Annotated in this window: 28 protein-coding genes; 21 read left to right on the top strand and 7 right to left on the bottom strand. The window is 45.9% G+C overall.

Annotated features, from left to right (window positions below):
• Positions 1 to 84: 84 nt before the first annotated feature.
• Positions 85 to 600: a VanZ family protein gene (locus EKM89_RS07035; protein ID WP_125687049.1), complete on the bottom strand. Its 516-nt coding sequence runs from the start codon at positions 598 to 600 to the stop codon at positions 85 to 87.
• 622 nt (positions 601 to 1222) lie between these two features.
• Here EKM89_RS07035 and EKM89_RS07030 point away from each other — a divergent pair.
• From EKM89_RS07030 to EKM89_RS07010, 5 genes are all read left to right on the top strand, one after another.
• Positions 1223 to 1549, top strand: coding sequence for a MazG nucleotide pyrophosphohydrolase domain-containing protein (locus tag EKM89_RS07030; protein WP_125687047.1), 327 nt, complete (start codon positions 1223 to 1225; stop codon positions 1547 to 1549).
• Between the two features lie 128 nt (positions 1550 to 1677).
• Entirely contained in the window at positions 1678 to 2223 is a 546-nt protein-coding gene (locus tag EKM89_RS07025; protein WP_225421840.1) for a MarR family winged helix-turn-helix transcriptional regulator, read from the top strand.
• Positions 2213 to 2575: a rhodanese-like domain-containing protein gene (locus EKM89_RS07020; RefSeq protein WP_125687045.1), complete on the top strand. Its 363-nt coding sequence runs from the start codon at positions 2213 to 2215 to the stop codon at positions 2573 to 2575. The genes EKM89_RS07025 and EKM89_RS07020 overlap by 11 nt, the downstream gene beginning before the upstream one ends.
• A gap of 33 nt (positions 2576 to 2608) precedes the next feature.
• Entirely contained in the window at positions 2609 to 3007 is a 399-nt protein-coding gene (locus EKM89_RS07015; RefSeq protein ID WP_125687043.1) for a nucleoside 2-deoxyribosyltransferase, read from the top strand.
• A gap of 248 nt (positions 3008 to 3255) precedes the next feature.
• Positions 3256 to 4773 (top strand): endonuclease MutS2, encoded by a 1518-nt coding sequence (locus tag EKM89_RS07010; RefSeq protein WP_125687041.1) that lies wholly within the window; start codon positions 3256 to 3258, stop codon positions 4771 to 4773.
• A 246-nt stretch (positions 4774 to 5019) separates the two neighbouring features.
• On the opposite strand, the gene EKM89_RS07005 is transcribed toward EKM89_RS07010, so the two are convergent.
• A complete protein-coding gene (locus EKM89_RS07005) occupies positions 5020 to 5922 on the bottom strand; it encodes a sensor histidine kinase (protein ID WP_125687039.1) in 903 nt (300 codons plus the stop codon).
• A gap of 14 nt (positions 5923 to 5936) precedes the next feature.
• Positions 5937 to 6611, bottom strand: a complete 675-nt coding sequence (locus EKM89_RS07000) for a response regulator transcription factor (RefSeq protein WP_125687036.1) — start codon at positions 6609 to 6611, stop codon at positions 5937 to 5939.
• Positions 6612 to 6774: 163 nt separating this feature from the next.
• Between EKM89_RS07000 and EKM89_RS06995 the strand changes: the two genes are divergently transcribed.
• The 6 genes from EKM89_RS06995 (at position 6775) to EKM89_RS06970 (ending at position 11014) form a co-directional block, all read left to right on the top strand.
• Complete coding sequence (locus EKM89_RS06995; RefSeq protein WP_125687034.1) at positions 6775 to 7698, top strand: ABC transporter ATP-binding protein; 924 nt, start codon at positions 6775 to 6777, stop codon at positions 7696 to 7698.
• On the top strand, positions 7691 to 8455 hold the full coding sequence (locus tag EKM89_RS06990; protein WP_125687032.1) for an ABC transporter permease: 765 nt from the start codon (positions 7691 to 7693) through the stop codon (positions 8453 to 8455). Before EKM89_RS06995 ends, EKM89_RS06990 begins: the two co-directional genes overlap by 8 nt.
• A 16-nt stretch (positions 8456 to 8471) precedes the next feature.
• Entirely contained in the window at positions 8472 to 8834 is a 363-nt protein-coding gene (locus EKM89_RS06985; protein WP_125687031.1) for a hypothetical protein, read from the top strand.
• A gap of 306 nt (positions 8835 to 9140) precedes the next feature.
• Positions 9141 to 9503 (top strand): nuclear transport factor 2 family protein, encoded by a 363-nt coding sequence (locus tag EKM89_RS06980; protein WP_125687028.1) that lies wholly within the window; start codon positions 9141 to 9143, stop codon positions 9501 to 9503.
• Between the two features lie 216 nt (positions 9504 to 9719).
• On the top strand, positions 9720 to 10370 hold the full coding sequence (locus EKM89_RS06975) for an endonuclease III domain-containing protein (RefSeq protein ID WP_125687026.1): 651 nt from the start codon (positions 9720 to 9722) through the stop codon (positions 10368 to 10370).
• A gap of 146 nt (positions 10371 to 10516) precedes the next feature.
• Positions 10517 to 11014 carry a cysteine hydrolase family protein gene (locus EKM89_RS06970; protein WP_125687024.1) on the top strand — a complete coding sequence of 166 codons (498 nt, stop codon included), beginning with the start codon at positions 10517 to 10519 and terminating at the stop codon, positions 11012 to 11014.
• A 53-nt stretch (positions 11015 to 11067) separates the two neighbouring features.
• On the opposite strand, the gene EKM89_RS14065 is transcribed toward EKM89_RS06970, so the two are convergent.
• The 4 genes from EKM89_RS14065 to EKM89_RS06955 form a co-directional block, all read right to left on the bottom strand.
• On the bottom strand, positions 11068 to 11208 hold the full coding sequence (locus EKM89_RS14065) for a hypothetical protein (RefSeq protein WP_164510531.1): 141 nt from the start codon (positions 11206 to 11208) through the stop codon (positions 11068 to 11070).
• A gap of 2 nt (positions 11209 to 11210) precedes the next feature.
• Complete coding sequence (locus EKM89_RS06965; RefSeq protein WP_125687022.1) at positions 11211 to 12146, bottom strand: zinc-binding dehydrogenase; 936 nt, start codon at positions 12144 to 12146, stop codon at positions 11211 to 11213.
• Positions 12146 to 12577, bottom strand: a complete 432-nt coding sequence (locus EKM89_RS06960) for an SRPBCC family protein (RefSeq protein ID WP_125687020.1) — start codon at positions 12575 to 12577, stop codon at positions 12146 to 12148. Before EKM89_RS06960 ends, EKM89_RS06965 begins: the two co-directional genes overlap by 1 nt.
• Positions 12578 to 12666: 89 nt before the next feature.
• Entirely contained in the window at positions 12667 to 13482 is an 816-nt protein-coding gene (locus EKM89_RS06955) for a helix-turn-helix transcriptional regulator (protein ID WP_125687018.1), read from the bottom strand.
• A 362-nt stretch (positions 13483 to 13844) separates the two neighbouring features.
• On the opposite strand from EKM89_RS06955, the gene EKM89_RS06950 reads away from it, so the two are divergent.
• The 10 genes from EKM89_RS06950 to EKM89_RS06905 all read left to right on the top strand — a co-directional run bounded on the left by EKM89_RS06950 (position 13845) and on the right by EKM89_RS06905 (position 22901).
• The gene (locus EKM89_RS06950; protein ID WP_125687016.1) at positions 13845 to 14543 is read left to right on the top strand and encodes a hypothetical protein; all 699 of its coding nucleotides are present in this window, start codon (positions 13845 to 13847) and stop codon (positions 14541 to 14543) included.
• A 354-nt stretch (positions 14544 to 14897) separates the two neighbouring features.
• Positions 14898 to 15758: an ABC transporter ATP-binding protein gene (locus EKM89_RS06945; protein WP_125687014.1), complete on the top strand. Its 861-nt coding sequence runs from the start codon at positions 14898 to 14900 to the stop codon at positions 15756 to 15758.
• Between the two features lies 1 nt (position 15759).
• Positions 15760 to 16635 carry an ABC transporter permease gene (locus EKM89_RS06940; protein ID WP_125687012.1) on the top strand — a complete coding sequence of 292 codons (876 nt, stop codon included), beginning with the start codon at positions 15760 to 15762 and terminating at the stop codon, positions 16633 to 16635.
• Between the two features lie 21 nt (positions 16636 to 16656).
• Positions 16657 to 17112 carry a LytTR family DNA-binding domain-containing protein gene (locus EKM89_RS06935; protein WP_125687010.1) on the top strand — a complete coding sequence of 152 codons (456 nt, stop codon included), beginning with the start codon at positions 16657 to 16659 and terminating at the stop codon, positions 17110 to 17112.
• A gap of 11 nt (positions 17113 to 17123) precedes the next feature.
• Entirely contained in the window at positions 17124 to 17519 is a 396-nt protein-coding gene (locus EKM89_RS06930; RefSeq protein ID WP_125687008.1) for a DUF3021 domain-containing protein, read from the top strand.
• A gap of 56 nt (positions 17520 to 17575) precedes the next feature.
• The gene (locus EKM89_RS06925) at positions 17576 to 17863 is read left to right on the top strand and encodes an ArsR/SmtB family transcription factor (protein ID WP_125687006.1); all 288 of its coding nucleotides are present in this window, start codon (positions 17576 to 17578) and stop codon (positions 17861 to 17863) included.
• A 136-nt stretch (positions 17864 to 17999) separates the two neighbouring features.
• Positions 18000 to 19382, top strand: coding sequence for an MFS transporter (locus EKM89_RS06920; RefSeq protein ID WP_125687004.1), 1383 nt, complete (start codon positions 18000 to 18002; stop codon positions 19380 to 19382).
• 311 nt (positions 19383 to 19693) lie between these two features.
• Positions 19694 to 20335: a TetR/AcrR family transcriptional regulator gene (locus EKM89_RS06915; protein ID WP_125687002.1), complete on the top strand. Its 642-nt coding sequence runs from the start codon at positions 19694 to 19696 to the stop codon at positions 20333 to 20335.
• 132 nt (positions 20336 to 20467) lie between these two features.
• The gene (locus EKM89_RS06910; RefSeq protein WP_125687000.1) at positions 20468 to 21760 is read left to right on the top strand and encodes a YhgE/Pip domain-containing protein; all 1293 of its coding nucleotides are present in this window, start codon (positions 20468 to 20470) and stop codon (positions 21758 to 21760) included.
• 301 nt (positions 21761 to 22061) lie between these two features.
• The gene (locus EKM89_RS06905; RefSeq protein WP_125686998.1) at positions 22062 to 22901 is read left to right on the top strand and encodes an alpha/beta hydrolase; all 840 of its coding nucleotides are present in this window, start codon (positions 22062 to 22064) and stop codon (positions 22899 to 22901) included.
• Positions 22902 to 23147: the final 246 nt, after the last annotated feature.

The raw sequence follows: 23147 nt of genomic DNA, 5'->3' as shown, positions 1-23147 counted from the left end.
AAGCCGAAAACAGCACCGATACATTCTGAAAGACCAGATGGTATCGGTGCTGCTTATTATTTAGCCATTATGTGGTAGTGACTGTTAGGCAATGGCTTGTGGCCTTTGCCGATGTTTGGCCGCGATCCGGTAGTAAACAGCAATGGCAATGCCCCCCACAACCACGCCCATAGTATTTGAGATGACGTCGTTAATATCGCTACTACGGTTGATTAACCAGTGATGGGATAAGATATACTGAATTGTTTCGAAACTAGAACCGGCGAAGATACCTAATATGGTGACGCCCCACATGGAGATTTTAGGCAAGACCCATTTAATCAGCATCCCCAACGGAATGGTCATCAAAATATTCTCTAGAAATCCTAAATTGAAAACGTCGAGTTGTGTCAGGTTAACTCGACCGAGACCAGCTGGCATAATGCAAACAGCTGTGCCAGTGAAAGCCAATGGTGTGAATAAGATGGCACCAAGACCGGTAAAGTAACTGAGGACGAGCAGAGCAAACCAACGTGTTCGCGTCCGCTGAACGGTAGTGACGATGAGCAGGCCACACAGGCTGGCCATGAGCAAGATAATGATTAAAGGTTCCCAGCGCATCGAATCACCTCCGAATGATGCTCCAAACTTTTCTAACGGTTAACATGTTGCAATCCTACCGCATTTCCCACAGGAGTGGGCGTTTTTTGCTTGGATTTTAGATTTTCTTTGCCGCCTTAGGAAAAACGTAAGGACATAGTCCAAAAAAGGTCACACTTTTTGGCGGACTTGGCGTATTTACGTCGTGTACTTTTGGTATATAGTCATCTTTAAAGGACACAAAACACTGATAAATCGCGGACGCCAAGGTTCTTGGCTAGATAACTGAAAGTTAAAAGCCGAAATATTCATAGAGGTCGGCAGCTATAGGCTCAGGCGCGTCGTTCTACTTAGTCAGGGGGGTCCCACTGGCTTAGTAGAAAACTAAGCTTGGAGACGCGACACTTTCCGGGATTCAGGTTGTGTTCGTACCTTTCCAGCCGACATCTTCCGGCTGGAAAGGCGGTGACGGGTCTAAGTTGCCTAATTTTAGGTTCAGTATCATCGTAATGACAGTCATAACAGGTATATGGGGAATTTCAATCTCAGCCGCATAAGTTAATTTGTAAGCAGCGTTAGTTGCGTCATGGGCTGAATCTGGTAAGGTTGAAGAGTACCATTAAGCTAAGAGGAGGAAACGCAAGTGACGATTACAGAGCATCAGGACTGGTTAGTTGATTTCTATCAGCGACGAAACTGGTATCAATACTCTCCCTTTGTCCATCTGAATTTTTTAACAGAGGAGACAGGTGAAGTTTCTCGGGCGATTCGGGCAATTGAGATTGGTCGTGATCATCCCGGAGAGAAGAAGGCGACTCCAGAAGAGTTACGTGCGAATCTGAAAGAAGAATTGGCAGACGCCTTGGATCAGGTATTGGTCATTAGCAGTCTGTACGATATTGATGCGCAAGACCTCTTACAAGCGAGCGAACAGAAATTGAAGCAACGATTTAGAGGGGATATGGCGTAAGCTACCAGAAGAACCAGTACACTACAGTTATTTAGTAGGTACTGGCTTTTTTAATCACCAAAGTCTTGTTTTTTTGAACGTAACCTGTTATATTAGCAAATGTAGTTAGCCGGCTAATTAGAAATGGAGTGACAAAAATTACCCTTAATTATGACTTCAATGATCGACCAGATGCAGCCCGAATATCGCTGGTGGCTGGTTCAACGGAAGAAGCAGAAGTTTCCGTGCTTTTCTTGAATCTCCAGTGGACTTACCGCGAAATGCAACGGCAATATGACCAGGTTCTGGCAAATTCGGAATTGTCCGAATCGAAATTTATTATTTTAATGTTTTTGGCGCAAGCAACGCAGCAACAATTGGCACCTTCCGAGCTTGCTGATAAGTTAGGAGCAACTAGAGCGACCGTTAGTAAGTTGCTCAAGGGGCTAGTAACCAAGCGGTGGGTCCAACGAGTGGCCTCGCCAACTGATAAACGCTCGACGCTTATCCGCTTAACGGAGTCGGGCCAGCAAACCGTCACGGCATTTTTACCCCATAACTTTGCGGCGGTGCAACGAATTATGGCCCCCTTATCTGCGGCCGAGATGAGACAACTGAACGGGTTATTGAAAAAAATCAATCAGGGAACCCACGACTTACAATTAGAATTGGAGAGCGACCAACATGCAAAATGAAAAAATCAACTTTTTAAAGACCTATCTTAGCCTGTATATCGATCATACAACGGTTCTGGAGGATCTGAACCAACCGGATTCAAAGTATGTGCTGTTAGACGTTCGGAATGCCCCTGCCACAATTAAGAAAGATCAGATCAAGGGGGCCATTGCCATGCCTGCCAAGGATCTTAGCGCCCATTTGACCGAACTGGATAAATCCAAAACTTATGTCGTTTATGACTGGACAGCCGGAACGACCTTAGGAAAAGAAGCATTGCTCACTTTATTGTCGGCGGGATTTGAGGCCTGCGAATTGTCTTGTGCGCTTGAGGGCTGGAAAGGCATGCGTTTGCCGGTTGAAACGATATAGCCTTAAACTAAGAACAGAAAGTAAAGAACTAGTATGGTCACTAAACAATTTTACATCGCAGGTTCATTTAGGCAGATCCAACTGATCAATGATGTTTCAATTCAACTCGAAAATGCCGGGTTCACGCGAACCTATGATTGGGCTAAGCGCGTAGGAGCAACTAATCTCGCAGACCTCAGGGAAATCGCCCAAGCCGAATACACCGGGATCACCACTTGTGATTTCTTTGTCTTTGTCTTCCCAGGAGGTAAGGGATCAAATATCGAGTTTGGTATCGCAACCGCACTGCATAAACCCATCTATATTTTGGATACGGTCGATCAGATCAATAATCCAGCGGGGACGAGTACTTTTTACCTCATGGATCACGTGCAGACATTCCACGGGGCCACTGATGAGTTTAAGAATTTTGTTTTAAAGCATGAACAATAGGAACAAGTTGGTCGTCAGGAAGCCGGTACGGGCCTTTCTTGCGACTATTTTCCCCCCCTAAATTTGCTCAAATTCGCGACGTATGTTACGGTTAATATCTACGAAAAAATGAGGAGTGACGTTAATGAGTGTGGAAAATTGTCGCGCGATGTCCGGCACGAATTCGTGCACGTATTAGTAAATAGCAGGACCGACAATTCAATTAACTATGACTTGTTTCTCCATGCTGTTCGCTGCAAGGAGAAAAAATGAACTTACAACAAATTACGCAATTAGATCAGATTTTAGCCACGGTGGCTAGCTATACGCACAGTAAGCGGGCAGCCACTGAATTACAGGCGAGTGTGAATCAAACCGATCTGACCGTCGTTAAGCGCCAATTGATCTTAACAGCCGAAGCACACCGATTATTGGCCAATGACGTCATGCTAACGTTCTTTGATTTAGATCAATTGACAGCGTTACAGACAAAGATGAATCAAGGATTATTACTAAATGCCCAGCAACTAGGCCTAGTCAGTGACTTTTTGACCAATTTACAACGACTAAAGACCGTCCTCCATTTACATCAAGGACTCGCGCCAGAGTTGGACGTGATGCTTGGATCGGCAACGCGACTAAGTGGGCTTCAAGGCCGATTAGCCCACGTCATCATTCGCGGACAGGTTGCCGATGAAGCAACGCCACAGTTGGCCGATATTCGACGGCAAATCAAGAAACAACGACAACAGGTCCAGTCGACGTTGACGCAGTTTGTGCAGAAACATTCACAGGCCGTTCAGAGTCCGCGGTTGATTACCCGCAACGACCGGGTCTGTGTCCAACTGAAAGCCAGCTATAAGAATCGGTTCAGCGGACAGGTCGTCGACCAATCCGGAACTGGTTCTACTGTTTTCTTTGAGCCGCAGGCGGCCGCGAAGAAGGGCGCTGTTCTGAGCAATCTGCTTAATGACGAAAGCGATGAGGTTTATCAACTCTTAGCCACGTTGACGGGGGACGTCTTGGATCATTGGGACGACCTGGTCAAGAATCAAGCGTTGCTCAGCAATTTTGACCAGATTATGGCTCGGGGACGTTACGGTTTGGAAACTGCTAGCCGGATGCCTGAGTTAAACGCGGACCAACACATTAAGATTGTGGCGGGACGCCATCCCTTACTGGGTGAAAATGCTGTGCCATTAGACATTGAGTTGACGGCCCATCAAGGTTTAATGATTACTGGGGCTAATTCCGGGGGAAAGACGGTGGTCTTGAAGACCATTGCGCTTTTTGCGTTGATGGTTCAGGTTGGCTTAGAACTACCAGCCGCAGTTGGCACACAGATGGCCGTTTTCAGCCAGTTCTGGGTCGACATTGGCGATAATCAGAGTATCACGGCGCAGCTAAGTACGTTTGCTGCTGAGATGACGACGCTGGTCGACATGACCAACCACATTCAGCCCAACGCACTGGTCCTACTCGATGAAATTGGGAGTGGGACTGATCCCGAAGAAGGTTCTGCCCTGAGCATTTCCATTATCGAGTACCTGCGGCAACAGCAAGCAACGATTATTGCGACGACCCACTTCAGCGCAATCAAAGAATATGCGGTGGATTGCCCGACATTTATGACGGCTACCATGGCTTTTGACCCACAAACGCTACGGCCAACGTATCGCTTGCTCCTTCATCAGGTAGGAGCCAGTGAGGCGGTGTGGCTCGCCGAACGATTGGGACTGGCACCGGCAATTTTGGACGCGACCCGGCAACGACTCGCAGCGAAGTAATTCAAAAACTAATTAGAAGGCGGCAACCGGTGTCATTGGTTGCCGCCTTTTGCTATTGTTCATTAGCCTAAGGGGGGCATTCTGAAGATTAAGCGTACTTCTAAATTGCTGATTTCTGGTTTGAATCGCCAGTTTTCTACTAAGCCAGCCCATATCTACTGAGCCGGTAAGGCGATGACTGGCCAATGTTGCCTAGTTTTGAATATTGCTGTTACAGCAGCCATAAAAGAAAATATACTTCGACGGTTAGTCGACTGGAGGTAGCGTCCTAAAGATTAGTTCTACGATAAAGGTCTTTTTTTCCATTTTTACTGCCATTTTACCGCCTAAGGTAGTGACGAGAGAACGAACAATACTTAGCCCCAGACCGAGACTCTGTGAAGAATGGATGTTGGTCGTGTGAAATTGCTCAGTGAGTGTGTCATCCCCCGTCAAGCCTTCTGCTGTGTGATTGCTAAATGCTAGCCTAAGATGTTGCTCGTCAGCTTTGTCGAGGCTAATAGTTGCGGAAGCGGCGGCATATTTCAACCAGTTGCCGACTAGATTTTGAATAATCCTCTGTAATAAAAGTTGATCCGTCGTCAGGTACAGGTCGGGGACAATCTTGGGAATCACTGTAATTTGCTTGGCGTTTAAATCGTCAAAGAAGTTAAAGAGCTCGCGTTCTAAGAAATGAGAGACGTTCACTGATTCCAGGTTTAAATGGTTGGCTTTGGTACGAACCAAATTGAAGTCCATCAGGTAACGTAAATAGTAGTTAACCGAAGACAAGTTATCTAAAACCCGTTGTAAAATTGTGGGTGTTGCCGTGGACGGCCGTTTCTGAATCAACTGAACATAGCCTGTGGCAACCGTTAACGGCGTCTTAATATCATGTGTCAGGTTGAGTAACATTTGTTCCAGATGGTGTTCACGCTGATATTCCGTCTGTTGTAAATGATGGGTCTTCTGCAGGAGCTGATTCATCGCGACAGTCAGATGTTGGATAATGCCGAAGTGGAGATTACTAGTGACACCCGCATTGGTTGTATGGGTATTGATGTAGACAAGATCCGTTGTGATGTGTCGCAGATCAACTAAGATTAGTCCGAGAACACTACTCAGAATGAAAACAAAAATAAATAAGACAATAATGATTAAAGTTGTCATGAGCTACTCCTTCACTAGACGAGTCGGACACCAATGCCCCAAATGGAGACAATGTATTTTGAATGGCCTGTCAGTGCGTTGAGTTTAATCCGAAGATTGCTGAGATGGACATTAAGGGTGTTTTCGGCATCCTGATAGGGTTCACCCCATACGGTCTCGTACAATTGGGCCTTGGCAAAGACCTGATGCGGATCTTTAAGCAATAACTGTAGGATTTGAAATTCTTTTTTGGGAAGCGTTAATGTATGATCACTGACTGTAATTTGATGAGTTGTTAGGCTTAGCCGAATGTCATCAAATGTTAAAGTCGTATTTTCTACGGGACTAATGGGAGCTGTTGAACGTAACTGGACTTGAACGCGAGCCAAGAGTTCATCAATGTCAAAAGGCTTCGTGAGGTAGTCATTGGCACCGGCTTTTAGTAAGGCCACTGTTTTGGTCTTTGACTGAATAGCCGTTAAAACTAGTACGGGAACATTAGAGGTCTTACGGATAGTCTTAAGCACACTTTCACCAGTGATATTAGGTAACATTAAATCCAAAATAATGAGATCGGGACGCTGCTCACCAAAGACTTGTAGCCCCTTAATGCCGTCTAAAGCGGTTAAGACTTGGTATTGAGGGCTTAGAACGGCACTTAAAAGTTGTTGAATATCAGTATGATCTTCGATTAGTAATATTTTTAACATCGGTTTTGAATGGCTCCTTAGCTTCATATACAATTAATTATATATGAAGACGCTAGCCGTCACAATTTAGGTTAAATTAAGGTTTACTTATAGCAGGAATTAAGAACTAGTCACTAAGATTAGTGATGGTTAAGAATGAACAGGAGAGGAAATGACGACAATAATGAGTGAAGACGTATTAACCATTACTAACGTCAGCAAACGCTTCGGCAATTTTCAAGCACTTGATGATGTTAGCCTGACCGTTAAAAGTGGTGATATTTATGGCCTGCTCGGGGAGAATGGCGCTGGAAAAACAACCCTCATGCGCTTGATTACGGGATTGTCTTTTTTGAAACAGGGAAAGATTGTCTTACTAGGCGAGCAATCAGGTCATTATCAGCAAGCATTACGCCGAACAGGAGCTATCATTGAAAATCCAACAGCGTTTCCGGAATTAACGGTTAACCAAAATCTGAAGTTGTGTGCCATTCAGCATGGCATTTCGGAGCCAAACTTACTGGCAGACGTGTTAGATTTTGTCGGGTTAACAGCTAAACAGTCTACTAAGGCGAGTCATCTATCATTGGGACAACGACAGCGGTTAGGATTAGCGTTAGCGACATTACCTCGGCCGGATTTTTTAATTCTGGATGAGCCAATCAACGGACTTGATCCCAATGGGATAATAGAATTTCGTAAGTTGATTAAGCAGCTAAATGAGGAACGACATACAACAATTCTGATTTCAAGTCACATCTTGTCTGAACTCTACCAAGTGTCAAATCGGTTTGGTATTTTGCATCGCGGGCGACTGATTAAACAAGTAACCAAATCCGAGTTAGACGCTGCCAATCAGTCTGGGTTGGAAATTACGGTTGACCAGGTTGCGGTTGCCGGACAAGTATTAGATCATGAAGTGGCTGGCGACTTTGAGATTCTGGATGAACATCATCTCATAATTCGGCATAGTTCACTGTCAGCGGCAAAGATAAACCAGCTGTTGGTTCAAGGGGGAGTCTCCGTGAACCAAATTGTTCAACGAGAGGGCTCACTGGAGGAGTACTATACCAGCTTGGTCGCAAGGGAGGATCAGCATCATGTTTAACCAAATTAAGGCTGATAGCTATCGCCAATTGCATACGCGGGGAAGTTATATCATCTTGGCGTTGACTGTTTTGCTTAGTGTCTTGATCACCGCTTTTGAGAGTACAGGAGGCATTATGATTAATGCTGATACAATGCAAGAGTTTGAAGGTAGTCGGTGGTCGGTAATGACAGGCTTGAAAAGTGCGACACTATCTTCCACAATGCTTTTATATATCGACATTGCGCTGTTTGTGATTGTTATTGGTCAGGAATTTTCGAAGAAGACGTATAAAAACACGTTGATTTCAGGAATCTCAAGAATAGGTTTTATTTTGGGGAAATTTGTCACCATGCTGTTGGACATTCTTTTCCTGACGTTAATTTTTTACGGCGTGGTTATCTTGACCAGTCTTTTGGCTGGCCGAGACGGTGGTGCTTCGCTGATGTCTTTAGTACGAACACTGGGGTTGATGACTGTGACAATTGGATTTTTTATTAGTGTTATTTTTAGCATTGGCGTTATCGTGCTAGTTCTGGCGAATTCGGTAGTCACTGCTACCATTTGTATGGCTTTGTGGCCAATTTTGATCGCAATCTTATCAAATTTTACGAGTTGGCGATGGCTTAGGTACATTAACTTTACAGGTGTCGCGCAACAGATAACGTTGGGGACACTAAAAATTGATGCACTTTGGCCATATATTGGGGTTAGTTTTGGGGTATTAATATTGACGATTGTGGGATCAGCACTGATTATACAACGTAAAGAATTATAGGGGAGAAACGAGGTAAATGAGTAGGCGTAAGATAAAGGGGCTAATCGTCGTCGTGATTGTATTATTTTTAGGTGTTGAAACCGCTAAGATAGTACGGATGCCGCATCATTTAACGACTGACCAAATTTTGCAGCGTATAAACACGAAGAATGGTTCTGTCGGGATTGCTAATTTTTCTAAGTCAATGATGAAGGTTACTGACGCCCGGTCTAATCATAATTATCGCTATGCAATTGATGAGTCTAATCAGGTGTTAAGGATCATGAATGGCAGTCTTAAGGGACAATATGATATGAAAATGGCTACCATCGATTATAAATTGGTTCCGGAAAAATCGAGTCAACAGCGAAAGACGTTTAGGTTGCTCAGAGACGATTGAGGGGAAGCGGGAATATGCTATTTTTGTTAGAGCTGCCGTTATTTTTATTGCGGATGGGGTTACTTATAATCAGATTGTTTTTTTACTTGTTCTGGTTTTTGCTGATTGTGTTTCTTTTAGTTGGCGTACTTGGTTGGAAGGTTATCTTGCCAATCATTTTTTAGATGACATTAGGAGACTAATAAGGTTCCAATCAATGGTATATGTCATTGGCTGAACCATTTGTAATTTCTAGCTATTACATTTCTTTACTTTTCAAGGGTGTGGTCTACACTAAGCAATTGAAAAACAAAGGAGAGAACTTCCATGGACCAGAGGGTAGAGATCATCAAAAGATATTTTGAGTTTTCAGATTCAGCGTCTAGTGATGAACAAGCACGAGACGCAATCGTCAATCTTTTTTCAGATATTGCCGTTGTTAAAGGTGCCAACGGGTTTGTTGCTGACACGTCAGCCAAAATTACGAGTTTCTTTGCGCACTTTTTCAAAGACAATCAGGAACTGCGACATCTTTGCCAGGTAAGCGTTGCTAGTGGTAACTACAAAGCCGAGTGGGCAGTGGCAGGCCGTAAAAGTAGTGGCAAGTTGTTTGCTTTTCACGGTTTTGACACTTATCAATTTGATCAAGACGACAAAATAACCTACCTGCAAGTCGAAATTCGTGACTAGACAACCTGGTCGTTAATTAAGGTTGAAACTTAAAAAGCACCTGCTATGACATTGTGACACCGATTCTGAGAGTAAAATTAGACAACACAGCGGGCTCTTCGCCTTACTGGTCTCCAGATATGGGCTGAAACTATTGCTTAATTTAGTTCAATCTCTAACTTTTTGCGGTAAACTTAAGTCAGTAAGCAAATACGTTAAAGGAATCGAGGGAATCGTATGCTAACAGACGAACAGATTGTGTGGGCTATTCATCAAATGGAGGCAGATATTGGTCCAGTTGGCCAATCATTAGACACCAGAACGCCCTTCCAATTCCTGGTTTCGGTGATTCTCAGTGCACAGGCAACGGATGTATCGGTGAACAAAGTCACACCGACTTTGTTTGCTAAATATCCAGAACCGAAAGATTTGATGGCGGCTAACGTGACTGATGTTGAGTTGATCATCAAGAGTGTTGGCCTCTTTCACAATAAGGCACGCAACATTATTAAGACGGCTAGAGTCGTTCACGAAGAGCTCAACGACGTGGTTCCTACCGACAGGAAGGGTATCATGGCGTTACCGGGTGCGGGGCGGAAAACGGCTAATGTCGTATTGAGCGATGTCTTTGGGCAGCCAACCTTTGCGGTGGACACGCACGTTTCAGCAATCTCCAAACGCCTCCATTTTGTAGGTCAGTCGGCATCCCCCTTACAAGTCGAAAATAAAATCGTGGGTGTTCTTCAGCCGGAAGAATTGCATCAGGCCCACCATACCATGATTGAATATGGCCGAAAATATTCGATGAAATTGATTCCTGAGAAAGAGGTCTGTCAGCTGATTATCGATTGTGACAAGTTGAACGAAGAAAATGAGGCTGAGAGTTAAGTGAACACTGCAACAAAAGGGTCAGTTATTTTAGTTTACGACATCGTCACCACGGCCAGTTGGTTGGCTCAAAATTTTTAGAGACTTGCGGGTTCCAATACGCTATGATAGAGAGTAAGCAAAAGATCCTGAAGGAGGCCATCGACATGGCAGATGTCTTACTAGTCATTGATCTTCAAAATGGTGTTTGTTACGGTGAACAGACCGCAGCGAACATGCCACAAGTCATTGCGGGTGTCAACGCGCGAATTGCGGCGTATCGGCAAGCAAAGAAACCAGTCGTTTTTGTTCAGCAGACGGACGCGGACTTGGTTAAAGAAACTCATGATTGGGCGTTAATTCCTGAACTGGACTATCGGGGCACGGATTCCGTCGTGTTCAAGACTCATGCAAACGCTTTTTATCACACCAATCTACGGCGTGTCTTAACCGAATTTGCCACCGAGTCACTAGAAATTTGTGGGGCTCAGGTTGAATATTGTGTCGACACAACCGTTAAAGTAGCCCACGGTATTGGGTACGATTTACAGATGACGCGGGGATTAACAACCACTGTAGACAACGAATTTATGACCGCCCAACAGACGATTGCCTTCTTCGAGGGCATTTGGGATCAGCGGTTTGTGACGATGTTAGAACCTTAGTCTGTAACTAAAAAACGTTCTGAGCTGAATTATTGGCCAGAACGTTTTTTGAGTTACCGGGTTCGTCTAAATAACCAGAGTAGTCCGCCTAAAATGAAGCCAATCAGCAAGGCGCGCAATCCCCAGCCAATAAGCCACAACGTCAATAAGTGCGGCAGCAGTTGCGACCAATCAATCATTAAATTATGCATCATGGTTAATTATCCTCCTGATTATAGGTCAATAGAATTCGGCCGGCAGCGTGCCCATCTACCAGTTGGTGTTGGGCAACTTTAACGGCGGTGAAGGGGAATTCTTTCTGAATTACCGCGGTCAACTGTCCTTCCGCCAGCTGTTTAAGTAACCACCGATAGTCGCCTGGCGTAATTGCACCACTGGCGAAAGTAAAGACCTGTTGTGGGTGCTGAGATTGATACTGGGGTAAAGCTAGTGAGAAGATGTTGACTGCCCCTAAAAGAGCCGTCAGCTGATCTAGTAAAGTCGGATTACCAGCGAGATCAATAATCTGATTGACAATAGTTGAGTCGTTGATTTGCCCGGCTAGGGGGCGATCGTAGTCGACGACCTGGTCGGCCCCTAAATCTGTAAGGAGATCATGGCGACTAGAGTGACCAACTGCAATAACATGGGTGCCAGCCAGCCGTGCTAATTGGACAAGATAAGTGCCGACACTACCCGTGGCACCAGTGATTAGTACGGTTCCACCTACTCTCAACTGAGTCTTCTTTAAAGCAAAGTAAGCAGCGTCTGCACCACCGACGAGCGTCGTAGCGGCCGCCAGTGTGACGCCCGTAGGTACTGGAAACAGAAGTGGTGGTAACGTTGAAAGTACCTGTTCTTGATGGCTACCAGTCAGTTGAATTCCAATCACGGGTCGGTTTAGGAATTGGGAACTACGTAAGCGACCGACTTCGCGGACAATCCCGCCAAATCCGTAGCCAACGACAATGGGCAGCTTGACGGGACGTCGTTGTTTGAGCTGGCCGGTCTCCGTGAGAATATCATAGGGCATGACCGGCGTGTAGCGGGTCTCAACTCTGACAGCAAGTGGGTTAAGAGACTTAGGAGTTGGTCGCGACTCGAGGGTTAAGGCGTCAATCCCACGATAGGACGTCTGAATGATGGTTTGCATTAGGCGAACACCTTTCCAGACGATTCTGCGAGGGCAACCAAGGCTTGAAGTTTCCGTGAGAAGGCTGCCTTAGCGATTGGTACCAATAATCGTAAAGGGACGGGAAGGCTAGTTGTGTTGGTTACACGGAGTTCTTCAGTTAGACTGGTTTGAGTCGTATCCCCGACTAAGGTGAAGACTAACTCATAGTCTAAGCGTCCGCCATGACTGTGGTAGCTAATTTGACTGGCCGTAGTAGTGACGGTCAACCATTCGTGTTCGTTGAGGGCCGGCGGTCGACGGCTGAGTTGAACCGCACCATTAGCCGTTGGGATAATTTGAGTAATTTCATCGTCCCACAACGGTAAGTTTTCCGGATGAATCAGAATCGCACGTAAACGTTCCTGATGGGCGTGCGTAAGGATAACGTTTTGAAATAGGTTTTCTGACATTTAAAAAGGCCTCCCTTATTGGATGGCCCTACTTTAGTCGCTTTACGTCATGATTGAAAATCAGAATACTGATATTTGAAAATTTGTGTTTAAAAATTTTCGGGAACTTTTTCATGAAAGAGGTCCGACAGAAACTGTTGTTTTTGCCGAGCGGTTGTGGCGTCATTTTCGTGACCAGCCTGATCAGCAATTTCCGCCAATAACCGGTAGCTGTTAGCTAGCATGTAGTGGGAGTTATGATTAGTAATGTAGGTGATGCCCATCATGAGTCGTTGGGTAGCCAACGCGGAATCATGTAAAAAAAAGGCAGTCAAGGCGGCGAGATAAAAGATAATGTTACAATTTTCTTCGTGGGGTCCCCGGTCGATGGTTGCAAGCGCCTGATTGACCAATTGCGTTGCACTGTTCCGTCGCTGCTGCTTGGCGCGAACGGTCGCGAGCGAGACCATGGCCAGTCGGGTCAGTGTGGTCGGTGTCCGTTCCTCGGTCATGGTCATAGCGAACTGGAGGTTCTGCTCGGCGGTGAGTGTCGTGCCGACATGGAGCTGTGCCACGCCTAGATAGTAGTAATATGCCTGTGTCTGTTGTGCAGTGATCACGGCATTCTGTGTGTTAGCGGCTGTCAAGAAGTCGGCTAGTTCTTGATAGTGATGCTGATTGCAGAGCCGTTGCATATGCGTATTCAGACCATCATCCCCACTGATGGCAAAATCGGTTGCCAGGCTGATCTCATCAAGTGAAATGTTCAAGCGATGACAGAGTGCCAGTAAGAGCTTAGCGTTTGGTGTGTACCGGTCGTTTTCGATGGCAGATAACATCGATTGTGCACAGATTCCCACCGCGACGTCTTTTTGCGAACGCTGCTGTTTTTGGCGAACCTGTTTAAGTGTGGTTCCAAGTGACATGGCGATTCCTCCCTCGTACGGACTGATTAGGTCTAATTTACCTGGTTTCGGGGGAGAATGCTAGTGAAGTAAGTCAAAATTGTTAATCATGTATGTCATCTATACAGGCTACTTCTAAAACAAGCGGTGTGGAAGAGATGGCATGATATTGACAAACCAATTTTTCCAATTGACCAGCAAATACACTAAGCTTAACGATTTCGTAGCATTTAATGGCAAATCGGCCTTATGAGCGAGTAGTTACTCCCCTAAAATATTGTGCCTTTAGAACATCTTAATATATTACAGTCGAAAATCCATTGACACAATTCTGTAATCTGATTATAATAATTGTAATCTTTGGAAGAGGGAGTGGGATTATTATGAAAAAATCTTTAGTATTAATGACTGTTTTGGGGTTAGTTGCACCAATGGCATTGGCCGTACCAGCTTCTGCTAAGAGTACTACAGCTGTTGCAACGACGGCAAAGGCTAAGCAAAGCCAAACTTACACGATTGTTTCGTCTAGCTTTTTCAAGAAGGCAAAGACGGTTCACACCAAGGATGCTAAGCCAGTTGTCTACAAGGCTAACATCGCTGCTGACCGGCCAACCATGACGTTGACGGTTAAGGGTAACTTGAAGGCTGGCACAACTTACAAGGTGACAAAGCAAGCTACTTTGAAGCTAAACGCCAAGAAGACGCAGAAATACAGCTACGTTAAGGGTCAAGGCTGGGTTGTTGCCAGCAAGTTAACGGCCGGCAAGTTTAAGGCGGCTGATGGTGTCAAGGCCAAGACTGTAAGCTACACCATCGTTTCATCTAGCTTTTTCAAAAAGGCGAAGACGGTTCACACGAAAGACGCTAAGCCAGTCGTTTACAAAGCACTTATTGCCGCTGACCGGCCAACTGCGACCTTGACGGCTAAGGGCAACCTAAAGGCGGGGACTACTTACAAAGTTACAAAACAATTGAAGCTTAAGAATTCGGCCAAGAAGACTCAGACGTTTAGCTACGTTAAGGGTCAAGGTTTTGTCTTGGCAAGTGCTTTAACTAGTGGCCAATTCAAGAGCGCTGACTAATTGGGGAATTAGTTAGATTGCGTAAATGGTCACTGAGGTAAGGGAAACAAAGCATCGGTCATCCGAGAGATGACGGTGCTTTTTATTTTGGAGAATTAAATAGATCCACATGCTGACTACCAGGAATTCCGTTTGCTGTGGGAAACACCTCCAACCAGCTTCGGTTCGCCAGTCGCCAAGGTCATACGTCTTTCAGGCCGTCTCACGATGTAGAGCGGAAAGAATGCATAATGGTAGTACGCAATTTTACCCAACCGATAGAGCCACTTATCCGTCAAAAGTGGCCACTCACCCCAATTGCCAAGACATCGCGCTCGTTCAGGGTGTATTCTCCTGTCATAGGAGATGAGGCAGATGTTATTAGAAGCGCAACATTTAACGAAGACTTTTGGGGAACACGTCGCCGTCAACGCGGTGGACCTACAGATTGAAAAGGGAAGTTTTACGGCACTGCTGGGGCCAAATGGTGCGGGTAAGTCGACGACCATGAACATGTTGATTGGGCTGTTGCAACCAACCGCTGGCCAGGTGACCTACGACCACGCTCCCAAGCTGGGTGTCGTTTTTCAGGGCAGTGTTTTGGACGATATTTTAACGGTACAAGAGAACTTACAGGTTAGAGCCGGTCAGTATCGCCACGTTCCTGCTGACCGAGTGACGGTACTAAGTCAACAGCTGGGGCTCACCACGTTTATGTCGCAACGCTATGGGACCTTATCCGGCGGGCAAAGGCGCCGTGTCGATATTGCTCGGGCTTTGATCAACGAGCCAGACATTTTGTTTTTAGATGAACCCACGACTGGTCTGGATATTCAGACACGGTTAGCCATCTGGTCTTTGGTACAGCGGTTACAGCGAGAAAAGAAGCTGACTGTCATCTTGACCACGCACTATTTGGATGAGGCTGACTCAGCGGATAATGTTGTTGTGATCGACCATGGCCGGGTGTTGGCTCGGGGAACAGCGGCTGAAATCAAGAATCGTTACGCGACCGACCAGCTGACGTTGACCTCACCGGACGTCGCACAACTTTCAGCACAGGTGGCACAGAAGCCGACGCGGTTGACTGCCAACCAAATTGTCTTCAGTCTACCAACGATGCAAACTGCTCTTGATATTTTAACGGCAAATCGGTCATTGATCAGTAACTTTGAATTTCGGCCGGGTACCATGGATGATGCCTTCTTGGCCTTGACGGGAAAGGAGATGCGGTAACATGTTAGCAATGATTAAACGTAATTTGTTGCTGTACTTTCGGGATCACAGTGGGGTATTCTTCTCACTCTTAGGAGCGCTCATCTCATTTATCCTGTACCTGGTCTTTCTGAAGAAAAACATGTTGTCAAGCTTGCGCCAAATGCCTGACGCGAAGATCTTACTCGACACCTGGCTGATTGGAGGCACACTGGCTATCACCAGCATCACCACGACCCTCAGTAGTCTAGCGTTAATGGTCACGGATAAAGAAAAGCATATTGCAGCCGATTTGGAGTTGACCGATGCCGGGCCCCTGCGCTTATTTACCAGCTACTTGATCAGTGCCGCGGTGATTGGTGCGCTGACCCAGTTAGCTATGTTCATCATTATGTGGGGCGGTTTTTACCTGACGGATGGCCTGACGCTGTCCGTCACGGCAGTTCTAAATGTTCTGGGACTCATGGTAACGAGTTCACTTCTAGCAGTTGTGGTAAATGCGGCAATTGTCCAGGGCGTTCATACGGTGGATAATTTAGGCAAACTAGGCACCATCGTGGGAACGGCTGCTGGGTTCCTGGTGGGCACGTACATCCCCATTGGGGCCTTACCTGGTTTTGCTCAGGGCATGGTCAATTTTATTCCCGGTAGCTATGTGGCGGCGCTCTATCGACAATTTTTGATGGATGATAAACTAAAAACGGCTTTCTCTGGTAATGTAACGGCGGAAAATGCCTTTGATCGATTGATGGGTGTCCGGCTAAATTGGTCGACCTTATTGACCCAACAAGAAACTTACCTCATAATGGGATTAATCTTTAGCGGTGCCGCGGGCTTAGTATTTGGAATGAAGTGGCTACGGATCCAGCGGCGGCACCGGTTCACTCGCGAACGGTAAGTAAAAATTGGGGGGATTGGCGTGCGGCATAAATTCGAGCAAAATTCGGATATTGATTCGGCTGATCCATTGGTGATCGTGCAAGCAGCTGCGGAAAGTCCGGAAACAACGGCAATTTTGGCGTATCTGGATAACTATCAAACCGGCCACGCCGGTATTATTCCCGTCAAGACACCTGATCGGCTAGTGATGGTGAAGACAGCTACGATTATTCTTGCCGATGTTCAGCACGAGACCCTCCTGCTTTATACCACGACGGGAACGATTACCACTCATGAAACATTGCGACATTTTGTCCAGCGGTTAGGTGACTCTACTTTTGTCCAAGTCTCCAAGCATGGCGTGTTAAATTTGGATCACTTGCAATCTTTAGAAGACAGTTTTTCTGGGAACATGACCGCCGTTTTAACGACGCACCTCAAGACAGCAGTGAGTCGTAAATATGTCAAGGGGCTGATGGCCCAATTAGGTCTGTAGGAGGGAGAACTATGACTAAAATACTCAGGTACGCAATCCGTGGTGTGGGTTATGGTGCCGTTGCCTATCTCCTGTTGATTGCGTTTCATGCAGCGTCTACCAACGTTTCATCTAAAATCGTGTGCAGTCTGTTTCTGGTGAGCGGGGCAATTGGCGTTCTCAGTATGGTTTTCGACAGTAATCACGAGGAGCTGGCTTGGCCGCTGGCGTTTGGCATTCATTTGGTCGGAACGGCGGTGTTGATTTTACTGCTGATGAGGTATAACAATTGGTCAATTGACCTCGTTTTCTGGGTTGAGTTTGTCTTGATCTACGTTGCCGTTTGGATCATCGTCATGCTGGATCAGCATCTACGTGTCAGTCAGATCAATCAGGCGTTGAAGCAGCGAGCAAAGCGTAAATTATGACGGGTCCTTGCGGGCAAACAGTTGATTTGAAAAATAATTCTAGTAAGATAAGGACTATGACAAAGCAAATACAGACAACAGAAGATAAAATCAAAGTATTTAAGGCCTTGGCTGATCCAATTCGTTTAGAGATCATCCAGTATCTGAATCAGTTGGACCACGAGGTTTCTTGTGGCGAAATCGGTCGGGCAATGCACATTAGCAAGACATCCGGATCATATCATTTTAAAATCTTGCAGGAGGCAGACCTAATTACCACGCATAAGGTGGCACGTGAAAAATATGTGATGTTAGACCGGTCGACGGTCGATCGGCACTTAACTCATTTCTGGCAAAGTTTATAGGCCGTTAGACCAATGAGGAGAAGATTATCAGAATCTTCTCTTTTTTTGTTTTGCCTCTTGTCAGCGTTTGCAGGCAATGGTATGTTTACATAGTTCAAAGATATTTGAACTATGTAAACATTAGGGAGATGGAGAAATGACAGGGGAAAAAGTTAGGTCAAGATGGATACTGGTATTGACATCGTTGGGATTTTTTATGGCTATGATGGACGCAATGATCGTCACTACAGCGTCCACCGCGATTCGCACCGAATTTCAAATTTCAGTTAACACACTACAGTGGGCACTGAATGCTTACAATATAACAATTGCCGCAGTCTTGTTGGTCGGTGTCTCATTAGGGGAACGTTTTGGGCGCCGGCGAATCTACAATTGGGGTATCCTGATTTTCACGCTTGGTTCGATTCTCTGTGCGCTGGCGATTAGCATCAACTGGTTGATTTTAGCACGGATCATTGAGGGAATTGGGGCTTCAGTCATGACCCCCATGTCAATGGCCATCCTCACTAACGCCTTACCGACAAATCAACGGGGACGTGCGCTAGGCATTTGGAGTGGCATTGGCGGGCTGGCCTTAATTGTTGGGCCCTCGCTGGGTGGCTTCATTGTGGCTCGGTTAACTTGGCAATGGATTTTTTGGATCAATGTCCCGGTTGGAATCTTGGCTATTCTCTTATCTCGGCGTTATTTACCGGAAAGTCGCGGTCAAAGCGACCCAATTAACTTCGTGGATAGTCTGTTGATCATCATCGCTATGGCTGGGACGGTCTGGGCACTGTCGGTAACGACTAGTGGGCGTCAGTTAGGCTGGGCACTAGCAATTAGCTTGCTGAGTATCGGGTGCGGTGGCTGGCTCATAGTTCGCCAGGCACATGAAAATTCTCCAATGATTGATCTCAGTCTTTTTCGGGAAAGCAACTTTACGGACGCTAATCTTGCCACGGCTTGTCTTTACGGGTCTATGTATGGTGTCGTGTTCTTCCTCCCGCAGTATTTACAGACTGGTCAGCGTGCGACAGCATTGACGGCTGGACTGGAACTCTTACCCTGGACAGGAACATTGGTGCTTGTAGCACCATTTGCGGGTCGGGCAGTCGATAGGTTTGGGGAACGCTGGGTAGCCACGTTAGGATTATTGTTTCAAGGAATAGGATACGTGTTGATCGCGTTACTCGTTCATCACAACTATGTGTGGTTAATTTTACCGCTAATGCTGGCAGGAATTGGATTATCGATGGCTGGACCGGCACTCCAGAAGTCGGTGCTCGGAGCAGTTCCACGGGCGATGATTGGCAAGGCTTCCGGGGTTTATAATGTTTTTCGCTTGTTAGGTGGCGCACTGGGAACAACGATTGCTGTAATGATCTTTTACCAATTTCATGGTAAAAACTTTGTAAGTAGTTTTCAGGCGACAATGATAGGGAGTGCTGTGATATCATTGTTGGGGTTGTTTTGGCTAGGCCACTTGCAAACTGAAAAGCTGAAAAATTTAGAGCACCCAACTAAACAAAGTGAATAAAAATCTTTCCAAAATTCTTGCTGTATACAATAACTTGAGTTAACAGTCTTTATTTAAGTATTAGTGAAATGTCAGTTATAGTGAATGGCTCGACAACTAGGCATCTCTGGAATAATTAGAGAAAAATGTGATTAGATTCAATTGCGACTTTAAGAGCTGAAGGATAATTGAGGGAGTAACTTGCATCCTGATATTGTTCTTTTTGCTATATACAATTGGTTGTTTGTAAGGTAATTGACTTAGTGGCGTGGTCAACTCGGCACTTTGCCACCATTTAGGGTTTAATGGAGGTGGAGAGGAGTTGGTCACTGATGACCGATGAAGAAAAATTACAACGGATTTACGCGTCAGCGAGTGAATTATTCATTCAACCAGGCTATCACGAAACGCAGATGCAGATGATTGCGCAGCGGGCACACGTTGCGGTGGGAACGCTATACCGGATGTTCAGTGGAAAAGAGGCTTTGCTGGATTATGTATTTCTGACAACTTTGCCTACAGCTGGGAGCTCATCATGGTCAACCTATCCTTTACAGCCAGTTGATCCACGGGAGCTTGTGCGGCAGACGGAGGCCGCATATGCTGACTGGAACCATCAATTGGCTAATCAACAGACCACCAAGTTTGACCAGCTATTAACGGCCTTGTTTACGGCGTTCAAACGGTATGGGCGTTACTTTCTGATCCTCGAACATAATCCGACCGTGAATCCGGCATTGACCGCGCTATATCGCCAGCAGCGTCAAGAAATTTATCAACACGTTGGAGATTTTATACAACAAGACAAACCTGACTTGGCCGACCCACAACGTAACGGGGTAGTTATCGTTGATCTCGTGTTCTGGTGGTGCGCCCACAAGCGTTATGACAGCTTTGAAACGGAGATGGCGCGCAATGATGAAGAGCAAATGTTGACTGTTGTTCGGGAGATGTTGCGGCGTAGCTATCAGTGAGCCCCTTAATTAGCTGACCAGGCAAAGACACGCAAAATGGCTGCTAAAAATTGTGTTTTGGGCGGGCGTGTTTAGACTGGGGGTCAATCGAATGAATGATTCGTTCATTCGACAAAATGAGGGGGAGAGCACATGAAATCTCATGAATGGTTATATCTGAAGCATCATCCAGCAGTTTGGCGAATCCTATTAGGTATTTTAGTCATTCCACTGTTTTATGCGAGTTTGTTTCTGGCGTCTGTTTGGAATCCGTATGGTGAGCTTTATCATTTACCGATGGCAGTGGTCGATCAGGACCGCGCCACGCGTACGCTGGACTGGGGACGGACGGTATCGCGGAAATTGGTTGATAGCAAGTCTCTCCAGTTTCATCGGATGAGTGCGGCGAAGGCCCAACGAGAATTGAAGGACGGTCGGTTATTTTTAGTTGTAAAGATCCCGGCCAATGCTTCGCAAACCTTAAGTCATTTGGCAACGACACCGAAGCAGCTAAAAGTGACCTATGATACCAACGCAGGTCAAAGCACAATAGCCTCGAAGATGGGGGCGACTGCGATGCAGAAATTGCAAACGGAACTTAACCAAGCAACGATTCAGGCCGAATTAAAGGCCAGCCAGGAGGTAGCGCTCAAGGCAGGAAAGCAGTTGACGGTAACGGCGAAGCAGCTTAACCAATTGAATCGGGCTAGTGCTACCGGGTTACCAGCAGCCCAGGTCGCTGTGGCAACGCAAAAAATCGTAGCAGGCTTGACCCAGGGCGGTGAGCAACTCAGTGAGATGCGACGCACAGATCAGTTAAAGCAACTCGCGATGCCTGTAAAATTGACGCAGCATGACGTAGTGTCCGTAGCCAACAATGGAACGGGTATGGCCCCCTACTTTATGGTGATTTCACTATTCGTGGGCTGCATTACGCTCAATATTATTTACGACGCACGCAAGCGCCACGGAGAATACCGTAATTTTGCTCGTGCCTGGCTCGATAAAATGGGATTTCTTTGGGGATTTGTAATATTAGCAGCTTCTACTATGTATCTGGGGGTGTACTATATTATTGGCTTGCGACCACTGGAACCGGGTGAAACGTACCTGTTGAGCCTCCTGATTGTTTTAGCGTTCTTCAGTCTGGTAACCTGCTTCCGACTATGGTTTGGCTTAACTGGGGCTTGGCTAATGTTACTGTTTATGTTATTTCAGATTGGCGCATCGGGTGGGACGTATCCGATTGAACTTACCAATCCATTCTACCGTGCTGTCCATCCGTATTTACCGATGACCGTTGCGATGGCTGGTTTGCGACATACAATTTCGTTGGGTGGGTCAATTGCGGGTATCAGTTGGATCTTGGCAGGTATCGCAGCGTTCTTTAGTTTAGGGACATTGGCCTACTTCTACTGGCATCGAACGGCTCCGGCGGTAATATAATTAATCGCGTACTCGCAAGGGGAGCAACTGCCACACTAAAATTTGGCCCCTCTTGAAATATTCTATAAAATGGTAAATAATCTCTCAGCAAATAGAAGCGTTAATGACAAACAAACCAGGACTTGATTCGGGGTTAGTCGAATTAAGTCCTGGTTTTACTTTTTAACATGTAACTGAGCAAACTGGCACATGTATAGTAGGGTGAAATAGAGCTTGCCTTAGAGCCCACTTGAAGGCTTATACTTAGCCTATTCAGTCAATTGAGCAAGAAATTTGTCGCTGTAGATGGGGGATTTGGCATATGAAAAAAAGAGTGTTAATGTTCTTGGAGATTGGCCTAATTGTTTTGGGGTTGACGGCTTGTGGGACGACTAGTCGGCAGCTAACGGCAACGGATTTGCCGAATGCGAGTAAGTATGAGCCAACACTATTCTTTCATGGCTGGGGAAGTAGTTATCGTGCCGAAGAACAGATGGCGCATGCGCTAGTAAATGCTGGCCTGACCAAGACGATCATGCGAGCAACGGTTTCAAAGCAGGGAAAAGTTTCCTTGTCTGGTCAGTTTCGCGAAGGAGATTATCACCCAATTGTAGAGGTGGACTTTAAGGACAGTCGTCAGTCAAATCCGCGCCAGTGGGGACGATGGGCCAAGGCAACAATCGTCAAACTTCAGCAAAGGTATCATACCAAAAAATTTAATGCCGTTGGTCATTCGATGGGCAATATGGCAATTATGTATGAGTTGCTAGATAACACGCCGGGGTTGCCTAAGATGCAGAAGCAAGTTGATATTGCGGGGCATTTCAACGGCATTTTAGGAATGAATGACGCGCCGAATCGCATGAAACTTTACAGCAATGGCAAGCCTAAAAAAATGCAGGCTGATTATAAAACGCTGCTACGGCTTCGTAAGACTTACCCTAAGAATCAAATTGCTGTGCTGAATATTTATGGCGACAAGAATGATGGATCGCATTCGGATGGTTCAGTCAGCAATGCATCCTCTAAATCGTTACGTTACCTGGTCTCCGAGCGAGCGAAGTCTTATCAGGAACGCAAGATTGTTGGGCCAAGGGCACAGCATAGTAAGTTGCATGACAACGTTCAGGTTGATCGCTTGCTGATTCAATTTTTGCGATGAGCTTAGGCCTTGCCAGTGTGGGTAGAACCTAGCATTGCATTACTACAGCAAGATAACGATTAATACCCGGTTAAATAGATAAAAACGTGTGAACGACTCATTTCGAGTTGTTCATACGTTTTTTATTAGGTTCTATGATATTTGGTGTTGATAGAGAAATCTGTCGACGCCATTTTCTGTATAATAAAAGGGGCACACTGCCCCACATCAACATCGTCGACCAAAACTAATTGAAAGTGAGAATGA

Source organism: Levilactobacillus fujinensis (assembly GCF_003946335.1).
Lineage (GTDB): Bacteria > Bacillota > Bacilli > Lactobacillales > Lactobacillaceae > Levilactobacillus > Levilactobacillus fujinensis.
Note: the sequence above shows the minus strand (reverse complement) of the source record. Positions and strands in the feature narration are given on the sequence as shown.

Excerpts from the sequence above, each read along its gene's own strand:
- EKM89_RS07035 (WP_125687049.1), bottom strand. The coding sequence starts at position 600 with ATGCGCTGGGAACCTTTAATCATTATCTTGCTCATGGCCAGCCTGTGT.
- EKM89_RS07020 (WP_125687045.1), top strand. The coding sequence starts at position 2,213 with ATGCAAAATGAAAAAATCAACTTTTTAAAGACCTATCTTAGCCTGTAT.
- EKM89_RS07015 (WP_125687043.1), top strand. The coding sequence starts at position 2,609 with ATGGTCACTAAACAATTTTACATCGCAGGTTCATTTAGGCAGATCCAA.
- EKM89_RS07010 (WP_125687041.1), top strand. The coding sequence starts at position 3,256 with ATGAACTTACAACAAATTACGCAATTAGATCAGATTTTAGCCACGGTG.
- EKM89_RS07005 (WP_125687039.1), bottom strand. The coding sequence starts at position 5,922 with ATGACAACTTTAATCATTATTGTCTTATTTATTTTTGTTTTCATTCTG.
- EKM89_RS07000 (WP_125687036.1), bottom strand. The coding sequence starts at position 6,611 with ATGTTAAAAATATTACTAATCGAAGATCATACTGATATTCAACAACTT.
- EKM89_RS06995 (WP_125687034.1), top strand. The coding sequence starts at position 6,775 with ATGAGTGAAGACGTATTAACCATTACTAACGTCAGCAAACGCTTCGGC.
- EKM89_RS06990 (WP_125687032.1), top strand. The coding sequence starts at position 7,691 with ATGTTTAACCAAATTAAGGCTGATAGCTATCGCCAATTGCATACGCGG.
- EKM89_RS06985 (WP_125687031.1), top strand. The coding sequence starts at position 8,472 with ATGAGTAGGCGTAAGATAAAGGGGCTAATCGTCGTCGTGATTGTATTA.
- EKM89_RS06980 (WP_125687028.1), top strand. The coding sequence starts at position 9,141 with ATGGACCAGAGGGTAGAGATCATCAAAAGATATTTTGAGTTTTCAGAT.
- EKM89_RS06975 (WP_125687026.1), top strand. The coding sequence starts at position 9,720 with ATGCTAACAGACGAACAGATTGTGTGGGCTATTCATCAAATGGAGGCA.
- EKM89_RS06970 (WP_125687024.1), top strand. The coding sequence starts at position 10,517 with ATGGCAGATGTCTTACTAGTCATTGATCTTCAAAATGGTGTTTGTTAC.
- EKM89_RS14065 (WP_164510531.1), bottom strand. The coding sequence starts at position 11,208 with ATGATGCATAATTTAATGATTGATTGGTCGCAACTGCTGCCGCACTTA.
- EKM89_RS06965 (WP_125687022.1), bottom strand. The coding sequence starts at position 12,146 with ATGCAAACCATCATTCAGACGTCCTATCGTGGGATTGACGCCTTAACC.
- EKM89_RS06960 (WP_125687020.1), bottom strand. The coding sequence starts at position 12,577 with ATGTCAGAAAACCTATTTCAAAACGTTATCCTTACGCACGCCCATCAG.
- EKM89_RS06955 (WP_125687018.1), bottom strand. The coding sequence starts at position 13,482 with ATGTCACTTGGAACCACACTTAAACAGGTTCGCCAAAAACAGCAGCGT.
- EKM89_RS06950 (WP_125687016.1), top strand. The coding sequence starts at position 13,845 with ATGAAAAAATCTTTAGTATTAATGACTGTTTTGGGGTTAGTTGCACCA.
- EKM89_RS06945 (WP_125687014.1), top strand. The coding sequence starts at position 14,898 with ATGTTATTAGAAGCGCAACATTTAACGAAGACTTTTGGGGAACACGTC.
- EKM89_RS06940 (WP_125687012.1), top strand. The coding sequence starts at position 15,760 with ATGTTAGCAATGATTAAACGTAATTTGTTGCTGTACTTTCGGGATCAC.
- EKM89_RS06930 (WP_125687008.1), top strand. The coding sequence starts at position 17,124 with ATGACTAAAATACTCAGGTACGCAATCCGTGGTGTGGGTTATGGTGCC.
- EKM89_RS06925 (WP_125687006.1), top strand. The coding sequence starts at position 17,576 with ATGACAAAGCAAATACAGACAACAGAAGATAAAATCAAAGTATTTAAG.
- EKM89_RS06920 (WP_125687004.1), top strand. The coding sequence starts at position 18,000 with ATGACAGGGGAAAAAGTTAGGTCAAGATGGATACTGGTATTGACATCG.
- EKM89_RS06915 (WP_125687002.1), top strand. The coding sequence starts at position 19,694 with ATGACCGATGAAGAAAAATTACAACGGATTTACGCGTCAGCGAGTGAA.
- EKM89_RS06910 (WP_125687000.1), top strand. The coding sequence starts at position 20,468 with ATGAAATCTCATGAATGGTTATATCTGAAGCATCATCCAGCAGTTTGG.
- EKM89_RS06905 (WP_125686998.1), top strand. The coding sequence starts at position 22,062 with ATGAAAAAAAGAGTGTTAATGTTCTTGGAGATTGGCCTAATTGTTTTG.